This window comes from Kitasatospora sp. NPDC004799 (assembly GCF_040609095.1).
GTDB lineage: Bacteria > Actinomycetota > Actinomycetes > Streptomycetales > Streptomycetaceae > Kitasatospora.
Map to the genome: position 1 here is coordinate 1 of NZ_JBEXJK010000147.1, position 18,780 is coordinate 18,780.

At 75.6% G+C, this 18,780-nt stretch carries 14 protein-coding genes; 3 read left to right on the forward strand and 11 right to left on the reverse strand.

Annotation, left to right across the window (positions count from 1 at the left end; translation table 11 throughout):
- Positions 1-1,597: NB-ARC domain-containing protein (locus ABZW03_RS19690; RefSeq protein WP_355259546.1), on the forward strand; the 1,597-nt coding region annotated here is incomplete at its 5' end.
- A gap of 67 nt (positions 1,598-1,664) precedes the next feature.
- On the opposite strand, the gene ABZW03_RS19695 is transcribed toward ABZW03_RS19690, so the two are convergent.
- From ABZW03_RS19695 to ABZW03_RS19745, 11 genes are all read right to left on the reverse strand, one after another.
- Positions 1,665-2,708, reverse strand: a complete 1,044-nt coding sequence (locus tag ABZW03_RS19695; protein ID WP_355259549.1) for an alpha/beta hydrolase — start codon at positions 2,706-2,708, stop codon at positions 1,665-1,667.
- 123 nt (positions 2,709-2,831) lie between these two features.
- The gene (locus ABZW03_RS19700) at positions 2,832-3,653 is read right to left on the reverse strand and encodes a 2-oxo acid dehydrogenase subunit E2 (protein WP_355259552.1); all 822 of its coding nucleotides are present in this window, start codon (positions 3,651-3,653) and stop codon (positions 2,832-2,834) included.
- Positions 3,650-3,880 (reverse strand): acyl carrier protein, encoded by a 231-nt coding sequence (locus ABZW03_RS19705; protein ID WP_355259555.1) that lies wholly within the window; start codon positions 3,878-3,880, stop codon positions 3,650-3,652. Before ABZW03_RS19705 ends, ABZW03_RS19700 begins: the two co-directional genes overlap by 4 nt.
- Before the next feature lie 22 nt (positions 3,881-3,902).
- Positions 3,903-4,943, reverse strand: coding sequence for a 3-oxoacyl-ACP synthase III family protein (locus ABZW03_RS19710; protein ID WP_355259558.1), 1,041 nt, complete (start codon positions 4,941-4,943; stop codon positions 3,903-3,905).
- Between the two features lie 73 nt (positions 4,944-5,016).
- Positions 5,017-8,016: a beta-ketoacyl synthase N-terminal-like domain-containing protein gene (locus tag ABZW03_RS19715; RefSeq protein ID WP_355259560.1), complete on the reverse strand. Its 3,000-nt coding sequence runs from the start codon at positions 8,014-8,016 to the stop codon at positions 5,017-5,019.
- A complete protein-coding gene (locus ABZW03_RS19720; protein WP_355259563.1) occupies positions 8,016-8,315 on the reverse strand; it encodes an acyl carrier protein in 300 nt (99 codons plus the stop codon). The genes ABZW03_RS19715 and ABZW03_RS19720 overlap by 1 nt, the downstream gene beginning before the upstream one ends.
- Before the next feature lie 51 nt (positions 8,316-8,366).
- Positions 8,367-10,139 (reverse strand): acyl-CoA dehydrogenase, encoded by a 1,773-nt coding sequence (locus tag ABZW03_RS19725; RefSeq protein WP_355259566.1) that lies wholly within the window; start codon positions 10,137-10,139, stop codon positions 8,367-8,369.
- Positions 10,133-11,911, reverse strand: coding sequence for an acyl-CoA dehydrogenase family protein (locus ABZW03_RS19730; RefSeq protein WP_355259569.1), 1,779 nt, complete (start codon positions 11,909-11,911; stop codon positions 10,133-10,135). Before ABZW03_RS19730 ends, ABZW03_RS19725 begins: the two co-directional genes overlap by 7 nt.
- A gap of 1 nt (position 11,912) precedes the next feature.
- Complete coding sequence (locus ABZW03_RS19735; RefSeq protein WP_355259572.1) at positions 11,913-13,736, reverse strand: fatty acyl-AMP ligase; 1,824 nt, start codon at positions 13,734-13,736, stop codon at positions 11,913-11,915.
- Positions 13,737-13,752: 16 nt separating this feature from the next.
- Positions 13,753-14,007 (reverse strand): DUF6059 family protein, encoded by a 255-nt coding sequence (locus tag ABZW03_RS19740; protein ID WP_355259575.1) that lies wholly within the window; start codon positions 14,005-14,007, stop codon positions 13,753-13,755.
- 2 nt (positions 14,008-14,009) lie between these two features.
- Positions 14,010-15,953 carry an HAD-IIIC family phosphatase gene (locus ABZW03_RS19745; RefSeq protein ID WP_355259578.1) on the reverse strand — a complete coding sequence of 648 codons (1,944 nt, stop codon included), beginning with the start codon at positions 15,951-15,953 and terminating at the stop codon, positions 14,010-14,012.
- Between the two features lie 168 nt (positions 15,954-16,121).
- Here ABZW03_RS19745 and ABZW03_RS19750 point away from each other — a divergent pair, with 168 nt between their 5' ends.
- Positions 16,122-17,396, forward strand: coding sequence for an FAD-dependent oxidoreductase (locus tag ABZW03_RS19750; RefSeq protein WP_355259581.1), 1,275 nt, complete (start codon positions 16,122-16,124; stop codon positions 17,394-17,396).
- Between the two features lie 32 nt (positions 17,397-17,428).
- The gene (locus tag ABZW03_RS19755) at positions 17,429-18,655 is read left to right on the forward strand and encodes a cytochrome P450 (RefSeq protein ID WP_355259584.1); all 1,227 of its coding nucleotides are present in this window, start codon (positions 17,429-17,431) and stop codon (positions 18,653-18,655) included.
- Positions 18,656-18,780 lie beyond the last annotated feature (125 nt).

Here is an 18,780-nt window from a genome sequence, read left to right on the forward strand (position 1 = left end):
GGTGACGGACCCGGCGGCGGACCGCGGACGGCTCACCGCCGCCGTCCAGCGGGCCTTACGGGGGCGCCGGCCGCTGCTGGTGCTCGACGACGCCGCCTCGGAGGAGCAGATCCGCCCGCTGCTGTCGGCGGTCGGCGACTGCGCGGTGATCGTCACCGGCCGGCGGATGCTCTCCGCCCTCGACGGCGCCCGGCACCTGGTGCTCCAGCCGCTGCGCCCGGACGAGGCGATGGAGATGCTGCACGTCGCCGGCGGGGAGCTGATGGCGGCCGACCCGCTGTCGGTGGCGGAGATCGCCGGGCTCTGCGGCCACCTGCCGCTCGCCCTGCGGGTCGCGGCGGCCTCGCTGGTCGCCCGGCCGCACACCACCGCCGAGGGCCTGGCGGCCCGGCTGCGCGACGAGCGGACCAGGCTGGAGCGGCTGCGCGAGGGCGACCTCGACCTGCGGGCCTGCCTGATGACGGCCTACCAGGAGGCGAAGCCCGAACAGCAGCGGGCGTTCCGGCTGCTGGGGCTGGCCCCCGTCCCCGACTTCGCGCTGTGGACGGTGGCGGCGCTGCTCGACGTCGAGCCGCACGCCGCCGAGGAGCTGGTGGAGGGCCTGGTCCGGGCGCAGCTGCTGGAGACCAGGCCGCAGCCGGACGGCCAGGTCCGGTACGGCTTCCACGAGCTGCTGCGGGTGCTCTCGGTGGAGCTGCGCCAGCAGGAGCGCGCGGACGCGCTGCGGGCCGCGACGGAGCGGCTGTGCGGCACCTACCTCTCCCTCGCCCGCCGGGCCGACGCGGTGCTCACCCCCGGCCGCGCCCCGCGGCCGGAGGACCGGGCGGACAAGCGGTCCGGGGCCGCGGCGCCGGTGCGGCTCCCGCCGCTGGCCTGGTTCCGGCAGGAGGCCGCGGGCCTGGTGGAGTCGGCGCGCCTGGCGCACGCGGCCGGGCTGTGGCCCCTGGTGTGGGAGCTGGCGGGCAGCGCCGCCGGCTACTTCCAGACCTGCGCGGTCTGGGACCAGTGGGAGACGACCCACCAGCTCGCGCTGGACGCCGCCCGCCGGGCCGGCTCGCCGGCCGCCGAGGCGGCGGTGCTCCACTCCCTGGGCGACCTCGCCTGGCAGCGGCGGGAGGCGGAGCGGGCGCTCGGCCGGTACGCCGAGGCCCGCCGGCTGTTCGGCCTGGCCGGGGACCGGCTCGGGGCCGCGCGCTGCCGGATCGGCGAGGCCGACGTGCTGCTCGGCCAGGGCCGTCTGACCACCGCCGCCCGGCGGTACGGGCGGGCGCTGGCCCTCTGCTCGGCCGACCACGACCTGCGGGGGGTCGTGGCCGCGCTGGGCGGGCTGGCGATGGTGAACCTGCACCAGGGGCTGCCGGTCAACGCGCTGCGGCTGCTCGCCGAGTGCGGGCGGGCCGCCGAACGCCTCGGCGACCGCCGCTGGGCCACCTACGCCCGCCGTACCGCGGAACGGATCACCGATCCGGACGGGCGGGCGGCGGCCGTGGAGGTCCGTCCGGGCATGTGGCTGATCGACCCGGGCCGGCCGTCGTTCGCCCCGGCCGCCGCCTCCCCCACCGGCTCCGAGCGCCGCCGGCTGCCCCAGCGGCTCTGAGCCCGCCGACTCCGCCGCGATCCCGCCGCGATCCCGCTGGGGGCCTGCCCTCAGCGGGATCCGGCCGTCACCGGGCCGCCGGGCGCCGCCGCCCGGCCAGGCGGGCGCGCAGCAGGGAGAGGATCAGCCACCGGCGCATCGCCCCGACGTGCCCCGGGGAGCCGTGGACGTCGTCGAAGACCTTGAAGCGGGCCTGCGGCGCCAGCAGCGCGAGCAGCCGGTGCTCGCTCTGCGGGATGATCTCGTCGCGCGCGCTGGCCACGTAGTCGACCGCGGCGTCCACGGCGCCCAGCTGGGCCGGGGTGAGCGCGAACCCGGCCAGGACGTCCCGGAGTTCGTCCCGGTCGCCGGCCCCGGTGAGCCGGCGCAGGGTCTCCACGGTGATGCCGGGGACCCGCGGCCACCACGCGGGGTCGGTGAAGAAGCCGGCCACCGGCGCGCCGACGGTGTGGATGCTCCGGATGCGGGGGTCCTCGGCGGCGGCCCGCAGCGCCAGGTGCCCGCTGAAGCTGAGCGCGAGCGCCGAGGTCTCGGCGACCCGCGCGCGGTCGGCCAGCCGGTCCATCAGGTACGGCAGCAGGCGCCAGGAGTCGGCCCGGTACGGGAGGGTGTTCTCGCCGACCCCGGGCAGCTCGGTGGCGACGGCGGCGAAGCCGAGCCGGGCGAACAGCGGGAGCGTCGGCGCCCACTGCTCCTTGACGCTGACGATGCCGCCCGTGATCAGCAGCAGCGGCCGCGACCGGTCGGCCGACAGCCCGGCCGCCCAGGCCGCCAGGGTGCCGTCCGGGTGCTCGAACTCCAGCCGCTCGATGCCGTTGCGGCCGCCGCGCCGCCAGGTGTCGAAGGCGTCGACGCAGCGGCGCTGGGCCTCCAGCCGGTCCTCGTCGGCGTGGTACGGGAAGCGGGCGAGGGCGTAGCGCCGACAGGCGTCGAGCGGCCGGCCGGCCCGCAGCCGGTCGCCCTCGGCGGTCCACACCCGGGCCCAGGAGCCGGGGTCGCCGGGCTCGTCCCCGGTGATCCGGGACAGTACGGACCGGACGTACTGCTCCGTCAGGCCCTGGCCGCGTCCGTGCAGCCGGGCGAACTCCTTGAGCTCTGCCAGATGGTCCATGGGTGCGTCGTCCTCGGGTGGGCGGTGGGCGGGGTGGTCCGGAGCGCCCGGCGCGGGGGCCGGGCCGAGGGGGTCGCCTCGGCCCGGTCCGGCCCCGCCGGGAACGGTGGTGCGGGTGGCGGCTCAGGCCGTCCGGGCTACCGCACGGTCGGCCGGGGCGGCCGGGGCGGCGCCGTCCTCGAAGCCCTCCAGGGCCTGCTTGAGGTCGGCGAGCACGTCTGCGGCGAGGGCGCCGTCGATGACCCGGTGGTCGAAGGTGAGGCCGAGCCGCATCAGCGGGGCCACGGCGACCTGGCCGTCCCGCACCACGGGCCGGTCGAGCACCTGGCCGGCGTTCAGCGTCACCGCGGTGCCGCCGCTCGCGTGGAAGCCGTCCACCGGGCGGTGCCCGAGCGAACTGACCGCGACGGTGCCGAGGACGGCGGGGCGGCGCCGGGGGTCGCGCAGCGCGGCGGCGAAGGCCAGCCGGCCGAGCGGGACCGGCAGCCGGCCCAGCATCCGCACCCCGCGGAACTCCGGGAGGTCGGCGGCGGCCAGGTCCCGGTAGCGGTCGATCCGCGCCTGGATGGCGGGCAGGCCGGCGCTCTCCAGGCCCGGCAGCAGCGCGGAGAGCACAGTGCGCTCGCCGTCCACCGGGCGGTCCAGGGCGAGCTTGGCGGTGACGCCGGTGAAGCGGACCGTCCGGGGGCCGCGCAGGCCGGGCCAGCCCGGCGCCAGCACGGCGTTGGCCTCCGGGTGGCGGTCCAGCACCCGGCCGGTGGCGTGCAGCAGGTACGCGACCACCGAGTAGCGCTGCCCGGCCTCCCGGGCCTCGGCGCGGTGCCGCTGGACCCGGGTCATGTCGACCTCGGTGTCCAGGTGCACCGGGCGCTGCCGGGCGGCGTGCTCCAGGAAGTAGAGCGTGTGCCGCCGGCGGCGCTCGGGGTGCGGGCGGGCGGCGGTCACCGCTCCACCGCCAGCCGGTAGATCTCCTCCAGGCTGCGGGCCTCCAGCACCCGGCCGACCGGCAGCGGCCGGCCGGTGCTCCGCTCCAGGGCGGTGACCAGCTTGAGCAGGTAGAGGGAGTCCCACTCGGGGATCCGGTCGAGGTCGGCGGCGATGTCCTCGTCCGCCAGCGGGATGCCCAGTTCCTCGCGGACCAGGCGGGCGAACTCGTCGACGGTCTGCATCATGCGTCCAATCGGTGACGGTGCGTCACATCTTCTCCAGGGCGAAGCCCGCCTTGATCCACTTGCTGGACTCCACGGCCACCGCGAGGGCCTTCTCGCCGCAGGACATCTGCCCCAGCAGCCGCTCCAGCTGGAGGAAGGGCAGCGCGTTGCCGTTGTTGCCGGTGTCCGCGACGCAGGACACCTCGGTGGCGCCGGGGACGTCGAGCAGCTCGTGGATGCGGCGGGTCATCCGGCCGGAGAGCTGCGGCGGCAGCAGGTAGTCGAGCTCCTCGGCGGACCAGTCCAGGTCCTCGAGCAGCTCCCAGAGGATCTCCACGGCCATCACCGGGACGAACTCCTCGATGGCCTTGTAGTCCTCCCGGACGGCCTGCCGGTCGTCGTACCGGTCGGCCAGGCCGAACCAGTCGATGACCTGGCCGGGCTCCCGGCCGAGGCCGGTGAACCGGTTGAGCACCCGGCGCAGGGCCACCGCCTCGCCCACGGGCTCGGCGGTGAGCACGGCGGCTCCGGCGCCGTCGCCGAACAGCACGTAGTTGACCAGGTCGCTCGGCGCGGCGCCGGCCAGGTCCCGGTCGAGGTCGAGGTGCTTGCTGCAGACGTCGCCGCCGATCACCAGGCCGGCCCGGTGGCCCTCGCCGGCGATCAGGGTCCGGCCCAGGCCGAGCGCCTGGACGGCCCCGGCGCAGCCGGACTGGAGCTGGTACGTGGGCACCTGGTCCAGGCCGAGCTGGTCGGCGATGTGGTTGACGGTGGCGGGCATCAGGTGGTCCGGCGTCGCGGTGCCGAGCACCACGAAGCCGATCTCCGCCGGGTCGATCCGGGCGGCGGCGATGGCCCGGGCGCCGGCCCGGGCGCACAGGTCGGCGAGCGACCAGCGCACCTCGCCGCTCGCGAGGTCGCGGGCGAAGTGCCGGGTGCGGGTGCCGATGAAGAGGTCGATCCACTCCTCGTTGACCCCCAGCACCCTGGCGAGCGCGGCGTTGTCCACCGGGTCGCCGGGCAGGGCGGTCCCGACCGAGGCGAGGTACGCCTGGACGGGATCGCGGTCGGGTGGCGGCTGCATGTGGTGTGCGGTCCTTTCTGCGGGACTGGTCCAGCGGGGCTGGTCCAGCGGGGCGGGTGCGGGCGGGAGGAGTTCAGGCTCGGACGGCGGCGGCGGTGCGCCGTTCGCCCAGGAAGCCGATCAGGTCGCCGACCGAGGACAGCCGGGGCAGCAGGTCCTCCACGCTGAGCGGTTCGAGGCCGGTCAGCCGCTCCTCGATGCGCTTCTTGAGCTCCATCACCATCACCGAGTCGAAGCCGAGGTCCTCGAAGAGCCGCGCGTGCGGGGAGATCTCCTCGGGCGGGTAGCTGCCCACCTGGGCCACGGCAGCCACCACGGCCCGGGCGACCGGGTCGAGGGTCCGGCGGCCCGGCGCGGCCTCGGCCGCCGACTCCTCCGGCGGCCCGGCCTCGGCCCCGGAGGGAACCGCGACCGGGGCCGGCACGACCGCGGACCGGACCGGCGGGCGGGCCCAGAACCGGCGGTCGTCGGCGAAGGCGTACGGGGCCAGCCGGTACGCCGTGCGGTCCTGCTCGGCGTACACCGCCCGCCAGTCCAGGTCCGCGCCGCCGCGGAACAGCTCGGCGACGGCCTCGGCCAGCTCCGGCCCGCCGGCCTGCTCACCCGGCACCGGCAGCACGCCGCGCGGCCCGGCGCCCGAAGGCGTCCCGCCCAGCCGGCGGGCCATCGGGACGAGCACCGGCCGCGGGCCGATCTCCAGCAGGTGGGTCGGCTCCTGCGCCAGCAGCTCCCCCGCGGCGTCCGCGAACAGCACCGGGGCGGAGACGTGCTCGACCCAGTAGGCCGCGTCCATCGGCTCGGACTCCAGCAGCCGGCCGCGCAGCGTGGAGTACACCGGCAGCGCCGGGACGCCCCCGCCGACCTCCTCCGCGACCTCGGCGAAGCGCTCCAGCATCGGCTCCATCAGCGGCGAGTGGAAGGCGTGCGAGACCTCCAGGCGCCGGGAGCGCACCCCGGCGCGGGTCAGCTCCTCCTCGATCCGGGCCAGCGCCGCGAGGTCCCCGGAGAGCACCGTGGCGGTGGGCCCGTTGACGGCGGCGACGCCGAGCAGCGGCTCGGCGGCGATCCGCTCGGCCAGCACGGCGGCCTCCGCCCGGACGGCCAGCATGCCGCCGCCCTCGGGGAGTTCCTGCATCAGCCGGCCGCGCGCGGCGACCAGCCGGGCGGCCTGCTCCAGCGGGAGCGCGTCGGCGAGCACCGCGGCCGCGTACTCGCCGATGCTGTGGCCGAGCAGCATCCGGGGGCGCGCCCCGAGCTCGGCCAGGGTGGCGGCCAGCGCGTAGCCGACCGCGAACAGGGCGGGCTGCGCCCAGCCGGTGCGGTGGACGGCCGGGTCGGCGGCGAGCAGCAGGTCGCGCACCGAGCCGTCGGTGTGCGGCCGCAGCGCCTCGTCGGCCCGGTCGAGGTGACGGCGGAACAGCGGGGCGTCGCGGTGCAGCCGGGCCGCCATGCCCGGGTACTGCGAGCCCTGCCCGGTGAAGAGCAGGGCGGCCCGCGGCGACCCGCCCGGCCCGCCGCTGAGCCGGGCCAGCAGGTCCTCGTCCTCGGCCGCCCGGCGCAGCAGGGCGGCCAGGTCGGCGGTGTCGGTGGCCGGTGCGGCGAAGCGGTGCCGGTGGCCGCTCTTGACCCGGGTGCTGCTCCAGCCGACCGCCCCGACCGGGGCCAGCCGGTGGCGCTGGAGGGCGTCGGCCTGCGCCACCAGGTTGCGGCGCAGCGCCTGCGCGGTGGGCGCGGTCACGGTGAACACCGCCGTGCCGAGCCCGGTGGGCGCGGCGTCGGCCGGGGCCTGCGGCCGGGCGGCGGCCGCGGGCGCGGACTCCAGCACCGCGTGGGCGTTGGTGCCGCCCATGCCGAAGCTGCTGAGGCCGCCGACGGTCGTCCCGGCGGCCAGCCGCAGCGGCGCCTTGAGCAGCCGCAGGCCGTACTTGGAGAGCTTCAGCGCCGGGTTCTCCCGGGCGGCGAAGCGGCTGGCGGGCACCACCCGGTGGTGCAGGGAGAGCGCCACCTTGATGAGTCCGGCGATGCCGGCCGCGCCCTCGGTGTGGCCGAGGTTGCCCTTGACCGAGCCGAGCGCCATCGGCTTGCCGGTGCGGTCGGCGTGCAGGTCGCCGAGCGCCTTGACCTCGATCATGTCGCCGAGCACGGTGCCGGTGCCGTGGCCCTCGGTGAAGGCCACGTCGGACGGCTCGACCCCGGCCCGGCGGTAGGCCGCGGCCAGCACCTCCTGCTGCGACCAGCGGTTGGGCGCGGTGAGGCCGTTGCTGCGGCCGTCCTGGTTGACGGCGGTGCCGCGGATCACCGCGTACACCGGCTGTCCGTCGGCGATCGCGTCCTCGAGGCGGCGCAGCACCACCGCGCCGACGCCCTCGCCGCGGCCGATGCCGTCGGCGTCGGCGCTGAAGGGCTTGCAGCGGCCGTCGGGCGCGGAGAGCCCGGCCTGGGTGTAGAAGATGCCGAGGGCCGGCGTGAGGGCGATGTTCACCCCGGCCGCGATGGCGGTGTCGCACTCCCCCGCCAGCAGGGCGTTGCAGGCCAGGTGGACGGCGACCAGCGAGGAGGAGCAGGCCGTGTCGACGGCCAGGCTCGGTCCCTTGAGGTCGAGGTGGTAGGAGATCCGGTTGGCGGTCATGCAGTAGCCGTTGCCGGAGCCGGCCTGCGCGGTGACCCGGGCGTAGTCGGTGAGGTGGAGGTGGGCCCACTCGTTGCCCATCACGCCGACGAAGACGCCGGTGCCCGTCCCGGCCAGGTCGTGCGGCGCGATCCCGGCGTCCTCGACCGCGCGCCAGGCGCACTGCAGGACCAGCCGCTGCTGGGGGTCCATCGCGGCGGCCTCGCGCGGCGAGATCGCGAAGAACTCGTGGTCGAAGGCGTCCGGGTCGGTGATGAACCCGCCGCTGGTGGTGTTGGAGTGCCCCTCGGCCCCCTCGGGCGAGTGGAAGTCGGCGGCGTTCCACCGCTGTTCGGGCACCGGGCCGACGCCGTCGCCGGAGCGCATCAGCAGGTCCCAGTAGGCGGCGGGGTCCGGTGCGCCGGGGAATCGGCAGTCGAGGCCGACGATGGCGACGGGCTGCATCACGCCTCTCCCACGGTGGCGCGCAGTTCCTCCACCAGGTAGCCGGCCAGCGCGTCGACGGTCGGGTAGTCCCAGGCCACGGTGGGCTCCAGGACGAGGTCGAAGTCCTCCTCGATGTCGCCGCACAGGCTCAGCGCGGCGACCGAGTCCAGGCCGTACTCGGCGAGCGGGACGCCGGGGGCGATCTCGTCGGCCGGGCGCTTCAGGTAGAGGGAGATCCGGTCGGTGAGCCAGCCGGTCAGCGTCTCGACGGTGTGCTCGCCGGCGGTGGCCGGACGGCCGGTGGTGGGGACGGTCATGGCGGTGCTCCTCGCTGCGTTGCTGCGGTGGAAAGGACGGGTGGCGGCCGGTCAGCCGGCCAGCGGGGTGTCGTGGAGGTCGTAGCCGCGGCGCTCGTGGAAGCGGCGCAGCAGTTCCCGGTGGACCGTCTCCTCGCAGCCGGCCGGCAGGTCGGCCGGGCGGTGCCCGAGCCGCCGGGCGAGCCGGTGCAGGGCGGCGGCGGCCCAGGAGGGGTCGGCGAGGAAGGGGTCGGTGCCGTCGGCGCGGGCCGCGCGCCACACGCCGAGGACGGCGGCCGCGGCGAGGAACACCGCGTAGCGGTCGGCCAGGGCGAAGGCGCCGGGCCCGGCGAGGGCGGTGCGGTCCTGCGGGGCGAGCGCGAGGCTGTCCCGCTGGAGGCGCCGCAGTTCGTCCGCCATGCCGAGGGCGAGGGCGCGGACGGCGTGCTCCTCGGGCGTGCCGTCCGGCAGGTCGTCGCAGGCGGCGACCAGCGAGGCGGCCAGGCCGTCCCGCCCGGCGGCGAGGGTGAGCCGGTCGAAGGGGATGCCGGGCAGGTCCGTCCGGGTCTCGAAGAGCGCCGCGGGCGCCGCGTCGCCGGTGAACCAGGCCCGCCGGGCGAGCCGGGCCAGCTGCGGGATCACGGTGGCCTGGCAGGCCGCCGAGCCGGCGTGGCCGAGGCTGAGCACCGGCAGGTCGCGCAGGTGCTTCTGGAAGATCCCGAACTCGCCCTCGCGGAGGTAGAACCGGGCGCCGAGCACGATCGAGAGGTCGTGCATCACCTCGGTCAGCACCTTGGGCACCAGGTACTTGACGACGGCGGCGGTGACGCTGGTCTCCTCCGGCAGGAGGTGCACGGCGCGGGTGCCGACCAGCGAGAGGCTGTCGCAGACCAGCAGGTCCAGGAAGGCGCCGGTGAGGGTGGAGCGGGCGTGCGGGAGGTCCAGCACGGTGCGCCGGTAGAGCCGGCGGCCCAGCGCGAACCCGACGACGGTGCGCAGGCCGGTGTCGGCGGCCCCGATCGCCATCCCGGGCAGGACGCTGCGGGTGAGCTGGAAGGAGCGCAGCGCCACGTCCGCGCCCTGGCCCTGCCCGCCGACCAGGGCGCCGGCCGGGACGGGGCAGTGGTCGAAGTCCAGGCCGGAGATCCGGCAGCCGCGCACCCCGGCGGTCGGGTACCGGGGCAGGGTGGCGAAGCGGGCCGGGTCGAGCTGGTCGCGCTCGGCCAGCAGGACGGAGTGGCTGCGCGCGCCGGGCGCGTCGTCGGTCCGGGCGAACAGCGCGAAGGCGGCGGCCCGGTCGGCGTTGTTGATGACCTGTTTGCGGCCGTGCAGCCGGTAGCCGCCGGCGTCGGGCCCGGCCCGGAAGTCGTTGCGCAGGAAGTCGTTGCCGTGCGCCAGCTCGTGGTAGGCGACGGAGACCTTGGCGCCGCCGAGCAGCAGGTCGGCCACCTTGCGGCGCTGCTCCGCGCTGCCCGCGGTCCAGACGTTGACGGCCGCCATGAACGAGGTGACGCCGTAGCCGAGGCCGAGGGCGACGTCGCGGCGGAAGACCGGCCGCAGGGTCCGGGCCAGGGTGTCGATCCGGGTGAGCCGCCCGCCGAGCTCGGCGGGGACGAACTCGGCGGACAGGCCCAGGTCGTCCAGCAGCGCCTCGCCGGCCCCGGACAGCTCGCCGGCCTCGTCGGCGGCCAGCAGCCGTGCGGTGCCGACCGGATTGGCCGGGTCGGCGGGGTCGCCGAAGCGGTGCTCCAGTTCGGCGACCCGGGCCCGGACGGCCGCCTCCGGGGCGTCGGCGGCGGGGTCCCGCGGACGCGGGAGCCCGGGAGCCGCGGTGTCGGTCAGCATGGCGCCCCCTCGGCAGGACGGTGGTCGGTGGGTACGGGGCGGTGCAGCCGGAACGGGAGCAGCGAGTGCAGCTCACCGGCCGCCCGGGTGGCGCGCAGCCGCGCCAGCAGCGCCGGGTAGGCCTCCGGCCGGGGGCCGTCCTGCTCGCCGAGCCGCACCAGCAGCCGGTCCAGGGCGGGCCGGAGCCAGACGCCGTCGCGCCAGAGCGCGCCGGTGCGGCCCTCGGCGGCGGTCCGGTGGTTGTGCGTCCACAGGCCCAGGCAGGCGGCGCCGGCCAGGCAGAGGCTGTACCGCCGGGCGACCTCGAACGCGCCGGTGGGCACGTCGGCGACCGGGTTGCGGTACTCCGCCATCTCGGCGTGGACGCGGCCGGTCACCTCGAGCAGCCGCTCGGCGGCCTCCAGCGCACCGTGCAGCGCGGGGTTGTTCCCGGCCTCGGCGCGCAGCGCGGCGACGGAGCCGGGCAGGGTGGCGAGGATGCCGCTGCCGCCCTTGGCGACCAGCGAGAGCCGGGACGGGTCCAGGGCCGGCGACGGCGCGGACAGGTCGAAGGCGGCGGCGGCCCCGGCGGTGTCCCCGGTGCCCCGCTCCCAGCCCCGGGACAGCGAACGGAACTGGTTGACCAGGGAGTTGAGGTTGACCAGGGTGTTGCCGTCGAACAGCCCGACGATCCGGTGGTCCCGGTCGACCTTCTGGAACATGCCGCCGGCGTGCTCCCCCTTGAGGAAGGCGCGGGCGCCCAGCAGCCGGGTCAGTTCGGCGATCACCTGCTCGGTGCCGGTGGGCACCAGGTACTTGGTGGCGGCGGCGGCCACGCTGAGCTCGCCGGTGAGGGTGTGGACGGAGCGGATCGCCACCGTCGCCAGCGCCTCGCCGACCAGCACGTCGGCGGCGGCCGAGGCGAGCACCTGGCGCGCCTGCGGCAGGTCCACCAGGCGGCGGCCGTACAGCTCCCGCCGCTCGGCGAAGTCCAGGGCGAGCGCGAGGGCGTGGTCGGCGGCGCCGAGGGACAGCGCGGAGCACATCGTCCGGGTCAGCTGGAGCGCCTTGAGCACCGTCTCCAGGCCGCCGCCCTCGGTGCCGACCAGGGCGGAGGCCGGCACCGGGGCCCGGTCGTAGGCGATGCCGCTGATGTCGGCGCCGCGGATGCCGTGGGTGCGGATCTTGTCGAGGCAGCGGTAGTGCTCCGGTGCCAGCTCGCGCTTGTCCACCAGCAGCACGCTGAAGCCGCGCGGCCCGCCGGCCGGGTCGGTGCGCACCAGGGCGGACAGCACGCTGCCCCGGGTGGCGTTGTTGATCAGCCACTTCTCGCCGCTGACCAGCCAGCCGCCGGCGCCGTCCGGCTCGCCGTGCACCTCGTCGGCGAGCAGGTCGCTGCCGTGCGCCCGCTCGGTGAGGCCCAGTGAGACCGGCACGCCGGCCCGGATGTCCGCGGCCAGCCGGGCGGCCTGCTCGGGGCTGCCCGACACCCAGACGCAGACCCCGCCCAGGTAGGTCTTGCCGTGGCCGATCGCCACGGTGAGGTCGCGGCGGGCGACGGTCCGCATGACCTGCAGGACCGTCTCGTAGTCGGTGAGCCGGCCGCCGTGCTCGGCCGGCACGTAGTGGTCCTGGAGGCGCCAGTCCTCCAGGACGCGGCAGATGTCGGCCGGGAAGGCCTCGGCCTCGTCCAGCTCCAGGCTGCGGGCGTACGAGAACACGGTGTCGGGGGCGTCCGGGTCGCCGAGGAAGTGCTCCAGCTCCTCGGCGACGCGGTACGGCGCGTGGTCCATGTCAGCCCACCGGTTCCGGGTCGCGGTCGCCGACCAGCGCGCGCACCGCCGGGTCGAGCACGGCGTGCAGCGGGGTGACGGCGCCCTCCAGGAAGAGCTTGCGCATCAGGGTCCGCTGGATCTTGCCGCTGGTGGTCCGGCGGACGGTGCCCGGGCGCACCAGCAGGACGTTGCCCGCGGGCACCGCGAACTCCCGGCTGACCAGGGCCTGGACGGTGGCGGTGAGCTGCTTGAGGTCCTGGTCCGCGAGGGCGCTCGGGCGGACCTCGTGGACCACCACCAGGTGCTCCTGGTCGGTGTCGACGGCGAAGACGGCGCCGGCCCCGAGGGCCGTCGGGTCCAGCCCGCGCACCGCGTTCTCCACGTCGTACGGGTAGATGTTGCGGCCGTTGATCAGGACCATCTCCTTGAGCCGGCCGGTGACGAACAGCTCGCCGCGCTCCATCGCCCCCAGGTCGCCGGTGCGCAGCCACGGTCCGAGCTCCTCCGCCCCGGTGATCCGGGCGCCGAAGACCTCGGCGTTGACCTCGGGGCGGTCCCAGTAGCCGGCCGAGACGCTGGCGCCGCGCACCCAGATCTCGCCGACCTCGGCCTCGGGGCGCTCCGCCTTCGTCTCCGGGTCGACGATGCGCACCTCGAAGTCCTCGGGGTTCACCACCCCGCTGGAGGCCAGGGCCCGGGTCGGCGCCTGGAGGTACGGGCCCTCCAGCCGGCCGGCCTCCAGGCCCGCGGCGTCCACCTCGCGCACCAGCGCGGTGCGGCCGTGCCGCTTGCCGGAGACCAGCAGCGTGGTCTCGGCCATGCCGTAGCAGGGGAAGGAGGTGTCGGCCCGGAAGCCGTACGGCGCGAACCGCTCGGCGAAGGCCCGCAGGGTCTCGGCCCGGACCGGTTCCGCACCGTTGCAGGCGACCTTCCAGCTGGACAGGTCGATGCCCTCCAGGTGCGCGTCGGTGATCCGGCGCAGGCAGAGGTCGTAGGCGAAGTTGGGGGCGGCGGAGATGGTCACCCGGTGCTCGCTGAGCAGCTCCAGCCAGCGCACCGGCCGGCGCAGGAAGGAGGTCGGGGACATCAGCACCGCGCTGGTGCCCAGCCAGAGCGGCTGGAGCACGTGCCCGATCAGGCCCATGTCGTGGTAGAAGGGCAGCCAGCCGCCCAGGACGGTGTCCGGGCCGCTGCCGGTGGCGCGCTGGATGGCGGCCTCGTTGGCCAGCAGGTTGCCGTGCGAGACCATCACGCCCTTGGGCTCGCTGGTGGAGCCGGAGGTGTACTGGAGGAAGGCCAGGTCCTCGGGGCCCAGCCCCGGGTCGCGCCAGGCGGCGGCGTCGCCGGCGTGCCCGTCGGTGGCGAGGCAGTGCACGTCCGAGAAGCCCTCGGCCGCCAGCCACGCCCGGACGTCCGGCTCGTGCTTGCCGATGGTCAGCACGGCGCCGACCCGGGCGTCCCGGACGATCCCGGACACCCGCTGGAAGTGCTGGCCCTGCTCGGTGGGCAGCGGCGCCGGGACGGCCACCGCGCCCGCGTACAGGCAGCCGACGAACGCCGTCAGGAACTCCAGTCCCGACGGGTACAGCAGCAGCACCTGACGGCCGGTCAGGCCGCGCTCCTGCAGCCAGGCCGCCAGCTCCTTCGCGGACCGGTCCAGGCCCGCGTACGTGAGCCGTTCCGGCTCGACCCCCCGTACCCCGTTCTCCAGGAACAGGTAGGCGTCCGCACCCCCACGCTCAGCCGCCCGCGCGAGCACCAGCTCCGCGAACGATCGGAACTCCGCCACCGTCAATCCCCCTCGTTCGGTCGACACGTCCAGACCGATCATCAGTTCGATCACTAAAGCCGCCGTTGCGCTACCCGCGCCGGTGCAGGCCCTCCAGCTGGGCCCACAGCTCCCGCTCCCGCGCCGAGGGCGGCACCCCGGGCACCAGGCGCTCGGGGTGGTCCGCCGGCGGTTCCTCCAGCGGCGCGGGCCGCGGCTCCCGGCCGAGGGTCAGGTGGTACTCGACCGTGACCGCCCCGAACATCGCGCCCAGGTTGGCCAGCGCCCGCACCCAGCCGACGGCCAGGCGCCGCGCCGCCGCGCGCCGCCGCTCCCGCGCCCCCACCGCTACGCCGTCCGGTCCGCGACCGGGCCGAGGTCCGCGCTCAGCGCGACGTGCCCCGGCACCGCGGGCAGCTCCGCCAGGTCGTGCCGGAACGACACCTCGCCGGCGGCGTCCTCACCGGTCTCCGCGAAGCCCAGCGACGGGTAGAGGCCGCGCACCTTGCGGTTCTTGGCGGTGGGCCGGTAGCGGGCGTGCACGGCCGGCGCCCCGGCCGCCCGGGCCCGCTCCAGCACGGTGGCCAGCGCCGCCTGCTCGATGCCCCGGGCGAAGACCCGGCAGCTGAGCAGGGCGTTGTCGAGGTGCCAGCCGTCCGGCGCGGTGCGCACCAGGACCAGGCCCACCAGCCCGTTGTCGCCGAACCGGTCGGTGGCGCGGACCGCGAGCACCAGGTGCTCGTCCGCCGCCATCCGGGCCCGGACGTCGGCCGCCTGGAGCCGCTCGGTGGTGAGGTTGAACTGGTTGGTGCGCAGGGTGATCTGGGAGGCCCGGGCCACCTCGTGCTCCCGCACCGGCGAGAGCGAGACCCGCACGTCGAGCCGGGCCAGGTACTCCTCCATCGAGCCGGCGCTGTCCAGCAGGTCCTGCCGGGCGGCCTCGGTCCGGTACTGGTCCGCGCGGACCCGGTCCTCCGCGGTCAGCGCTGCCACGTCGAACCAGCCGTCCGCGAGCAGCCGCTCCACGTGCAGGGCCGGCTCCTCGTCCAGCCGGACGACGGCCACCTGGGGCAGGCTGCTCGCGACCAGCCCGCACTCGAACGGCGAGTCGTCGACGAAGACGAAGCTGTCCACGCCCAGGTTGAGCCGGCCCGCGATGTCCAGCAGATTGCCGTCCTTGGGCTCCCAGTTGGCGTTCACCCGGACGAAGTCGCCCTCCCGGAGCACCATGTCGGGGTGGTCGCGCAGCACCCCGAGCACCGCCTCCTGGTCGTTCTTGCTGGACACCGCCAGCAGCACGCCCTGGGAGCCGAGTTGGGCCACCACCCGCTGGAAGCGGCCGAACGCCTCGCCCCGGAAGGTGGTGGCGGCGGCGATGCCCTCCGGGCCGTCGTCGCCCAGGATGCCGTCCCACAGCGTGTTGTCGAGGTCGACCACCAGCACCTTCTTCGCCCGGCCGCGCAGGGCGCGCACCAGGTGGCCCACCTCGCGGGCGTACGCCGCGAGCAGCTCCTCGCCGAGCTGCGCCTTGGCGTAGGCGGCCAGCCGGGGCTCGTTCACCGGGCCGCCCGCGGCGACCAGCGGGTCCAGGTCGACCACCCGCACCCGCTCGTGGTCGAGCGCCAGGCGCAGTAGCCCGGCGTTGAACTCCCGCCAGGCGATGCCGATCCGGGCCCGGGAGCGGGCGTCGACCAGCTGACGGGTGTGGACGGGCAGCAGCGGCACGGTGTTGAGCACCAGGGTGCCGGTGCCGTGCTCGACGTAGCGGGCGGCCAGCGAGGCCAGCAGCTCCAGCTTGGCCGCGACGGCCCGCTCCAGGTCCTCCGCCCGCCAGGGGTGCGGCAGTTCGTCGAACACCACCTGGGCGTCCAGGACGCACAGGGCGAGCTGCGGGTCCGCCGCGTACAGCTCGCTGCCGGTGTCCCGCAGGTCCCGCGACCAGGAGCCGTAGTCGGCCGTGGTCGCCTTCAACACGACTCCGTGGCGGGCGAGTTCGGCGGTGAGCGGGGCGGTGAGGGCGCCGAGCGTGGAGTGCCCGGTGACGGCCACGGCGACCGCCTCCAGCCCCTCGTGGCGGGCCAGCAGCTCGGCCGGGTCCAGCCGGGCCAGCACCTGTCCGGCGCGGGCCAGGTCCCGCCCGGGCTGCCCGGCCGGCGCGCCCGCCGCCAGTTCGGCCAGCAGCCCGGCCACCTGCCGGTACTCCTCGACCAGCCGCCCCTCGCCGTGCAGGGCCCGCAGCCGCTCCAGCGGGCCGGTCCGCTCGCCGGCGGGGGTGTTCACAACCGCGGTCACGGTCTCTCCTTCGCTGCCTCCGGTGGACGGGCCGAGCCTGCGCGGCCCCTCTTAAGGCGCCCTTGCGCGCGCTCCCGGGGGGCTTCGCAAGGAGGGCTTTAGCCGGTCCGCGAAGGGTGGTGGCCGAGACCGTGCCTCCGGACCCACCACCCACGCGAGGAGCAAGCCATGACTGATACGGCCGGATCCAGGCCGGTGAGCACCCAGGTGTGCATCGTCGGCGCCGGCCCCGCCGGGCTGACGCTGGCGCTGGAACTGGCCCGCCGGTCGGTGTCGGTCACCGTGGTGGAGCAGAGCGTCCACTTCAACCGCTCGTTCCGGGGCGAGTCGATCTCGCCGGACTCGGTGTGGCTGCTGGAGCGGCTCGGCATCCTGGACAAGGTCCGGGACAGCACCCTGGAAACCCACCGGATGGAGATCCTCGACGGCGGACGGCCGGTGCTGAAGGCCGAGTTCGCGGCCTTCGACCAGCCCTGCCCGTTCCCGATGGAGCTGCCGCAGCCCCCGCTGCTGACCGCGCTGGCCGACGAGGCCGCCGCACTGCCGGGCTTCACGCTGCTGCGCCGGACCACCGCGGTGGAACTGCTGCGCGACGGCGGGACGGTGACCGGTGTCCGGGTCCGCGGCCCCGAGGGCGAGTCCGACATCCACGCGGCCCTGACGGTGGCGGCCGACGGCCGGTTCAGCAAGGTCCGCGAGATGGCGGGGCTGCCGTACGAGAAGATCCCGCTGGAGCGGGACTTCGTCTGGTTCAAGGTGCCGCAGCCCAAGGCCTGGGACCCGCACACCTACCGGGTCCGGATCCAGGGCGACCGCCACGGGCTGTTCATCCCGACCGTGCCCGACCTGGTGCGGGTGGGCTTCAACATCCCCAAGGGCGGGCTGCGCGAGATGCGCAAGCAGGGCATCGAGTCGCTGTACGCCCGGGTCGACGAGCTCGCCCCGGCGGTCTCCGCCGGGGTGCGGGAGTCCGTCACCAGCTGGTCGGACACCTCGATGCTGGACATCTTCACCACCGTGGTGCCGCGCTGGTCGCAGCCCGGCCTGGTGCTGGTGGGCGACGCCGCGCACACCCTGACCCCGGTGCTGGGGCAGGGCGTCAACCACGCGATCGCCGACGCGGTGGTCCTGGCACCGCTGGTCGCCAAGGCGCTGGCCGGCGGCGGACCGGGCGCGCTGCACGCCGCCTGCCGGCGGTTCCAGCACGTACGGGAGGGGCACGTGGCCCGCTCCCGCGGCCTCCAGATGCGCCAGGAACGGGCGTTCGCGCTGAGCGACCCCGTCCCGGTGGCGCTGCGCCGGCTGGCCTACCGCCTGGTGAGCTCCAACGACTTCCTCAAGCGCAGGATCGTCGCCGGCATCTACTACCCGCTCCAGGACGCGCACCGGAGCGGACGCGCCGTCCTGCCCGTGGCCCCGCACCGCACGGGCTCCGTGAGCTGACGGACAACCACCGACTAGGAAAGGAACGACCGATGACCGCACAGCCCGACGCCGCACCCGCCCCGGACGGCCAGGAGGTGCCGAACTACCCGTTCGAGCGCCCCTCCGCGATGCAGGCCTGCCCGTTCTACGGCCACCTGCGGGAGAACCAGCCGGTGGCCGAGGTGCGCATGCCCAGCGGCGACCACGCGTACCTGGTCACCCGTTACGACGACGTGCGCACCGTGTTCTCGGACCCGCGCTTCAGCCGGGCCGCCACCCTGGAGGACGGCGCGCCCCGGCTGGCGGCGGCTCCGCAGAAGTTCAAGAGCCTGCTGAACATGGACCCGCCGGAGCACACCCGGGTCCGCAAGCTGGTCTCCCGGGAGTTCACCGTCCGCCGGGTGGCCGCCCTGCGGCCGCGGATCCAGGAGCACACCGACGCGCTGCTGGACGCCATGGCGGCGAGCGAGGGGCCGGTGGACCTCATCCCGGCGCTCGCCTTCCCGCTGCCGGTGACCGTGATCTGCGAGCTGCTCGGGGTGCCGTTCGAGGACCGGGAGAAGTTCTCCGCCTGGTCCAGCGCGTTCCTGGCGACCACCTCGCGCACCAAGGAGGAGATGCTGGAGGCCCAGGTCGGCCTGTTCACCTACCTCTCCGAGCTGGTCGCGGCCAAGCGGGAGCAGCCGGACGACGGCCTGCTGTCCGCCCTGGTCTCCATCCACGACGAGGACGGCGACCGGCTCGACCACGAGGAGCTGATCTTCCTCGGGATCAGCCTGCTGGTGGCCGGCCACGAGACCACCGTCAACCAGATCGCCAACAGCGTGGTCGCGCTGCTCACCAACCCGGAGCGGCTGGCCGAGCTGCGGGAGAACCCCGAGCTGATCGACGCCGCGGTGGAGGAGCTGCTGCGCGCCTACCCGCCGGGCGACGAGGGGCTGCTGCGGATCACCACCGAGGAGCTCGAACTGGGCGGCGTGGTGATCCCCAAGGGCTCCGCGGTGCTGCCCGGCCTGGCCTCGGCCAACCGCGACCGCCGCCAGTTCACCGACCCGGACGAGCTGGACTTCCACCGGCCGAGCAACCCGCACTTCGCGTTCAGCCACGGCACCCACTACTGCATCGGTGCCGGCCTGGCCCGGCTGGAGCTCCAGATCGCCATCGGCTCGCTGTTCCAGCGCTTCCCCACCCTGAAGCTGGCGGTGGCCCCCGAGGACCTGCCGCGCCCCTCGGGCATGCTGGTGCACGGCATCAGCTCCCTGCCCGTGGTGTGGTGACCTCCGCCCGCCCGCGCTCCTGACGGCGAGAGGCCCCCGGACTCCACGTCTACCCCGTCAAGTCGATGTACCGCCTGAGCCCGGACACCGCCGTGGTCCAACCCTGGGGCCTGGCCGGAGACCGT

What these genes read in the sequence shown, in the direction of transcription:
- ABZW03_RS19695 (WP_355259549.1), bottom strand. Translation starts at nt 2,708, where the DNA reads ATGGACCATCTGGCAGAGCTCAAGGAGTTCGCCCGGCTGCACGGACGC.
- ABZW03_RS19705 (WP_355259555.1), bottom strand. Translation starts at nt 3,880, where the DNA reads ATGATGCAGACCGTCGACGAGTTCGCCCGCCTGGTCCGCGAGGAACTG.
- ABZW03_RS19710 (WP_355259558.1), bottom strand. Translation starts at nt 4,943, where the DNA reads ATGCAGCCGCCACCCGACCGCGATCCCGTCCAGGCGTACCTCGCCTCG.
- ABZW03_RS19715 (WP_355259560.1), bottom strand. Translation starts at nt 8,016, where the DNA reads ATGCAGCCCGTCGCCATCGTCGGCCTCGACTGCCGATTCCCCGGCGCA.
- ABZW03_RS19720 (WP_355259563.1), bottom strand. Translation starts at nt 8,315, where the DNA reads ATGACCGTCCCCACCACCGGCCGTCCGGCCACCGCCGGCGAGCACACC.
- ABZW03_RS19725 (WP_355259566.1), bottom strand. Translation starts at nt 10,139, where the DNA reads ATGCTGACCGACACCGCGGCTCCCGGGCTCCCGCGTCCGCGGGACCCC.
- ABZW03_RS19730 (WP_355259569.1), bottom strand. Translation starts at nt 11,911, where the DNA reads ATGGACCACGCGCCGTACCGCGTCGCCGAGGAGCTGGAGCACTTCCTC.
- ABZW03_RS19750 (WP_355259581.1), top strand. Translation starts at nt 16,122, where the DNA reads ATGACTGATACGGCCGGATCCAGGCCGGTGAGCACCCAGGTGTGCATC.
- ABZW03_RS19755 (WP_355259584.1), top strand. Translation starts at nt 17,429, where the DNA reads ATGACCGCACAGCCCGACGCCGCACCCGCCCCGGACGGCCAGGAGGTG.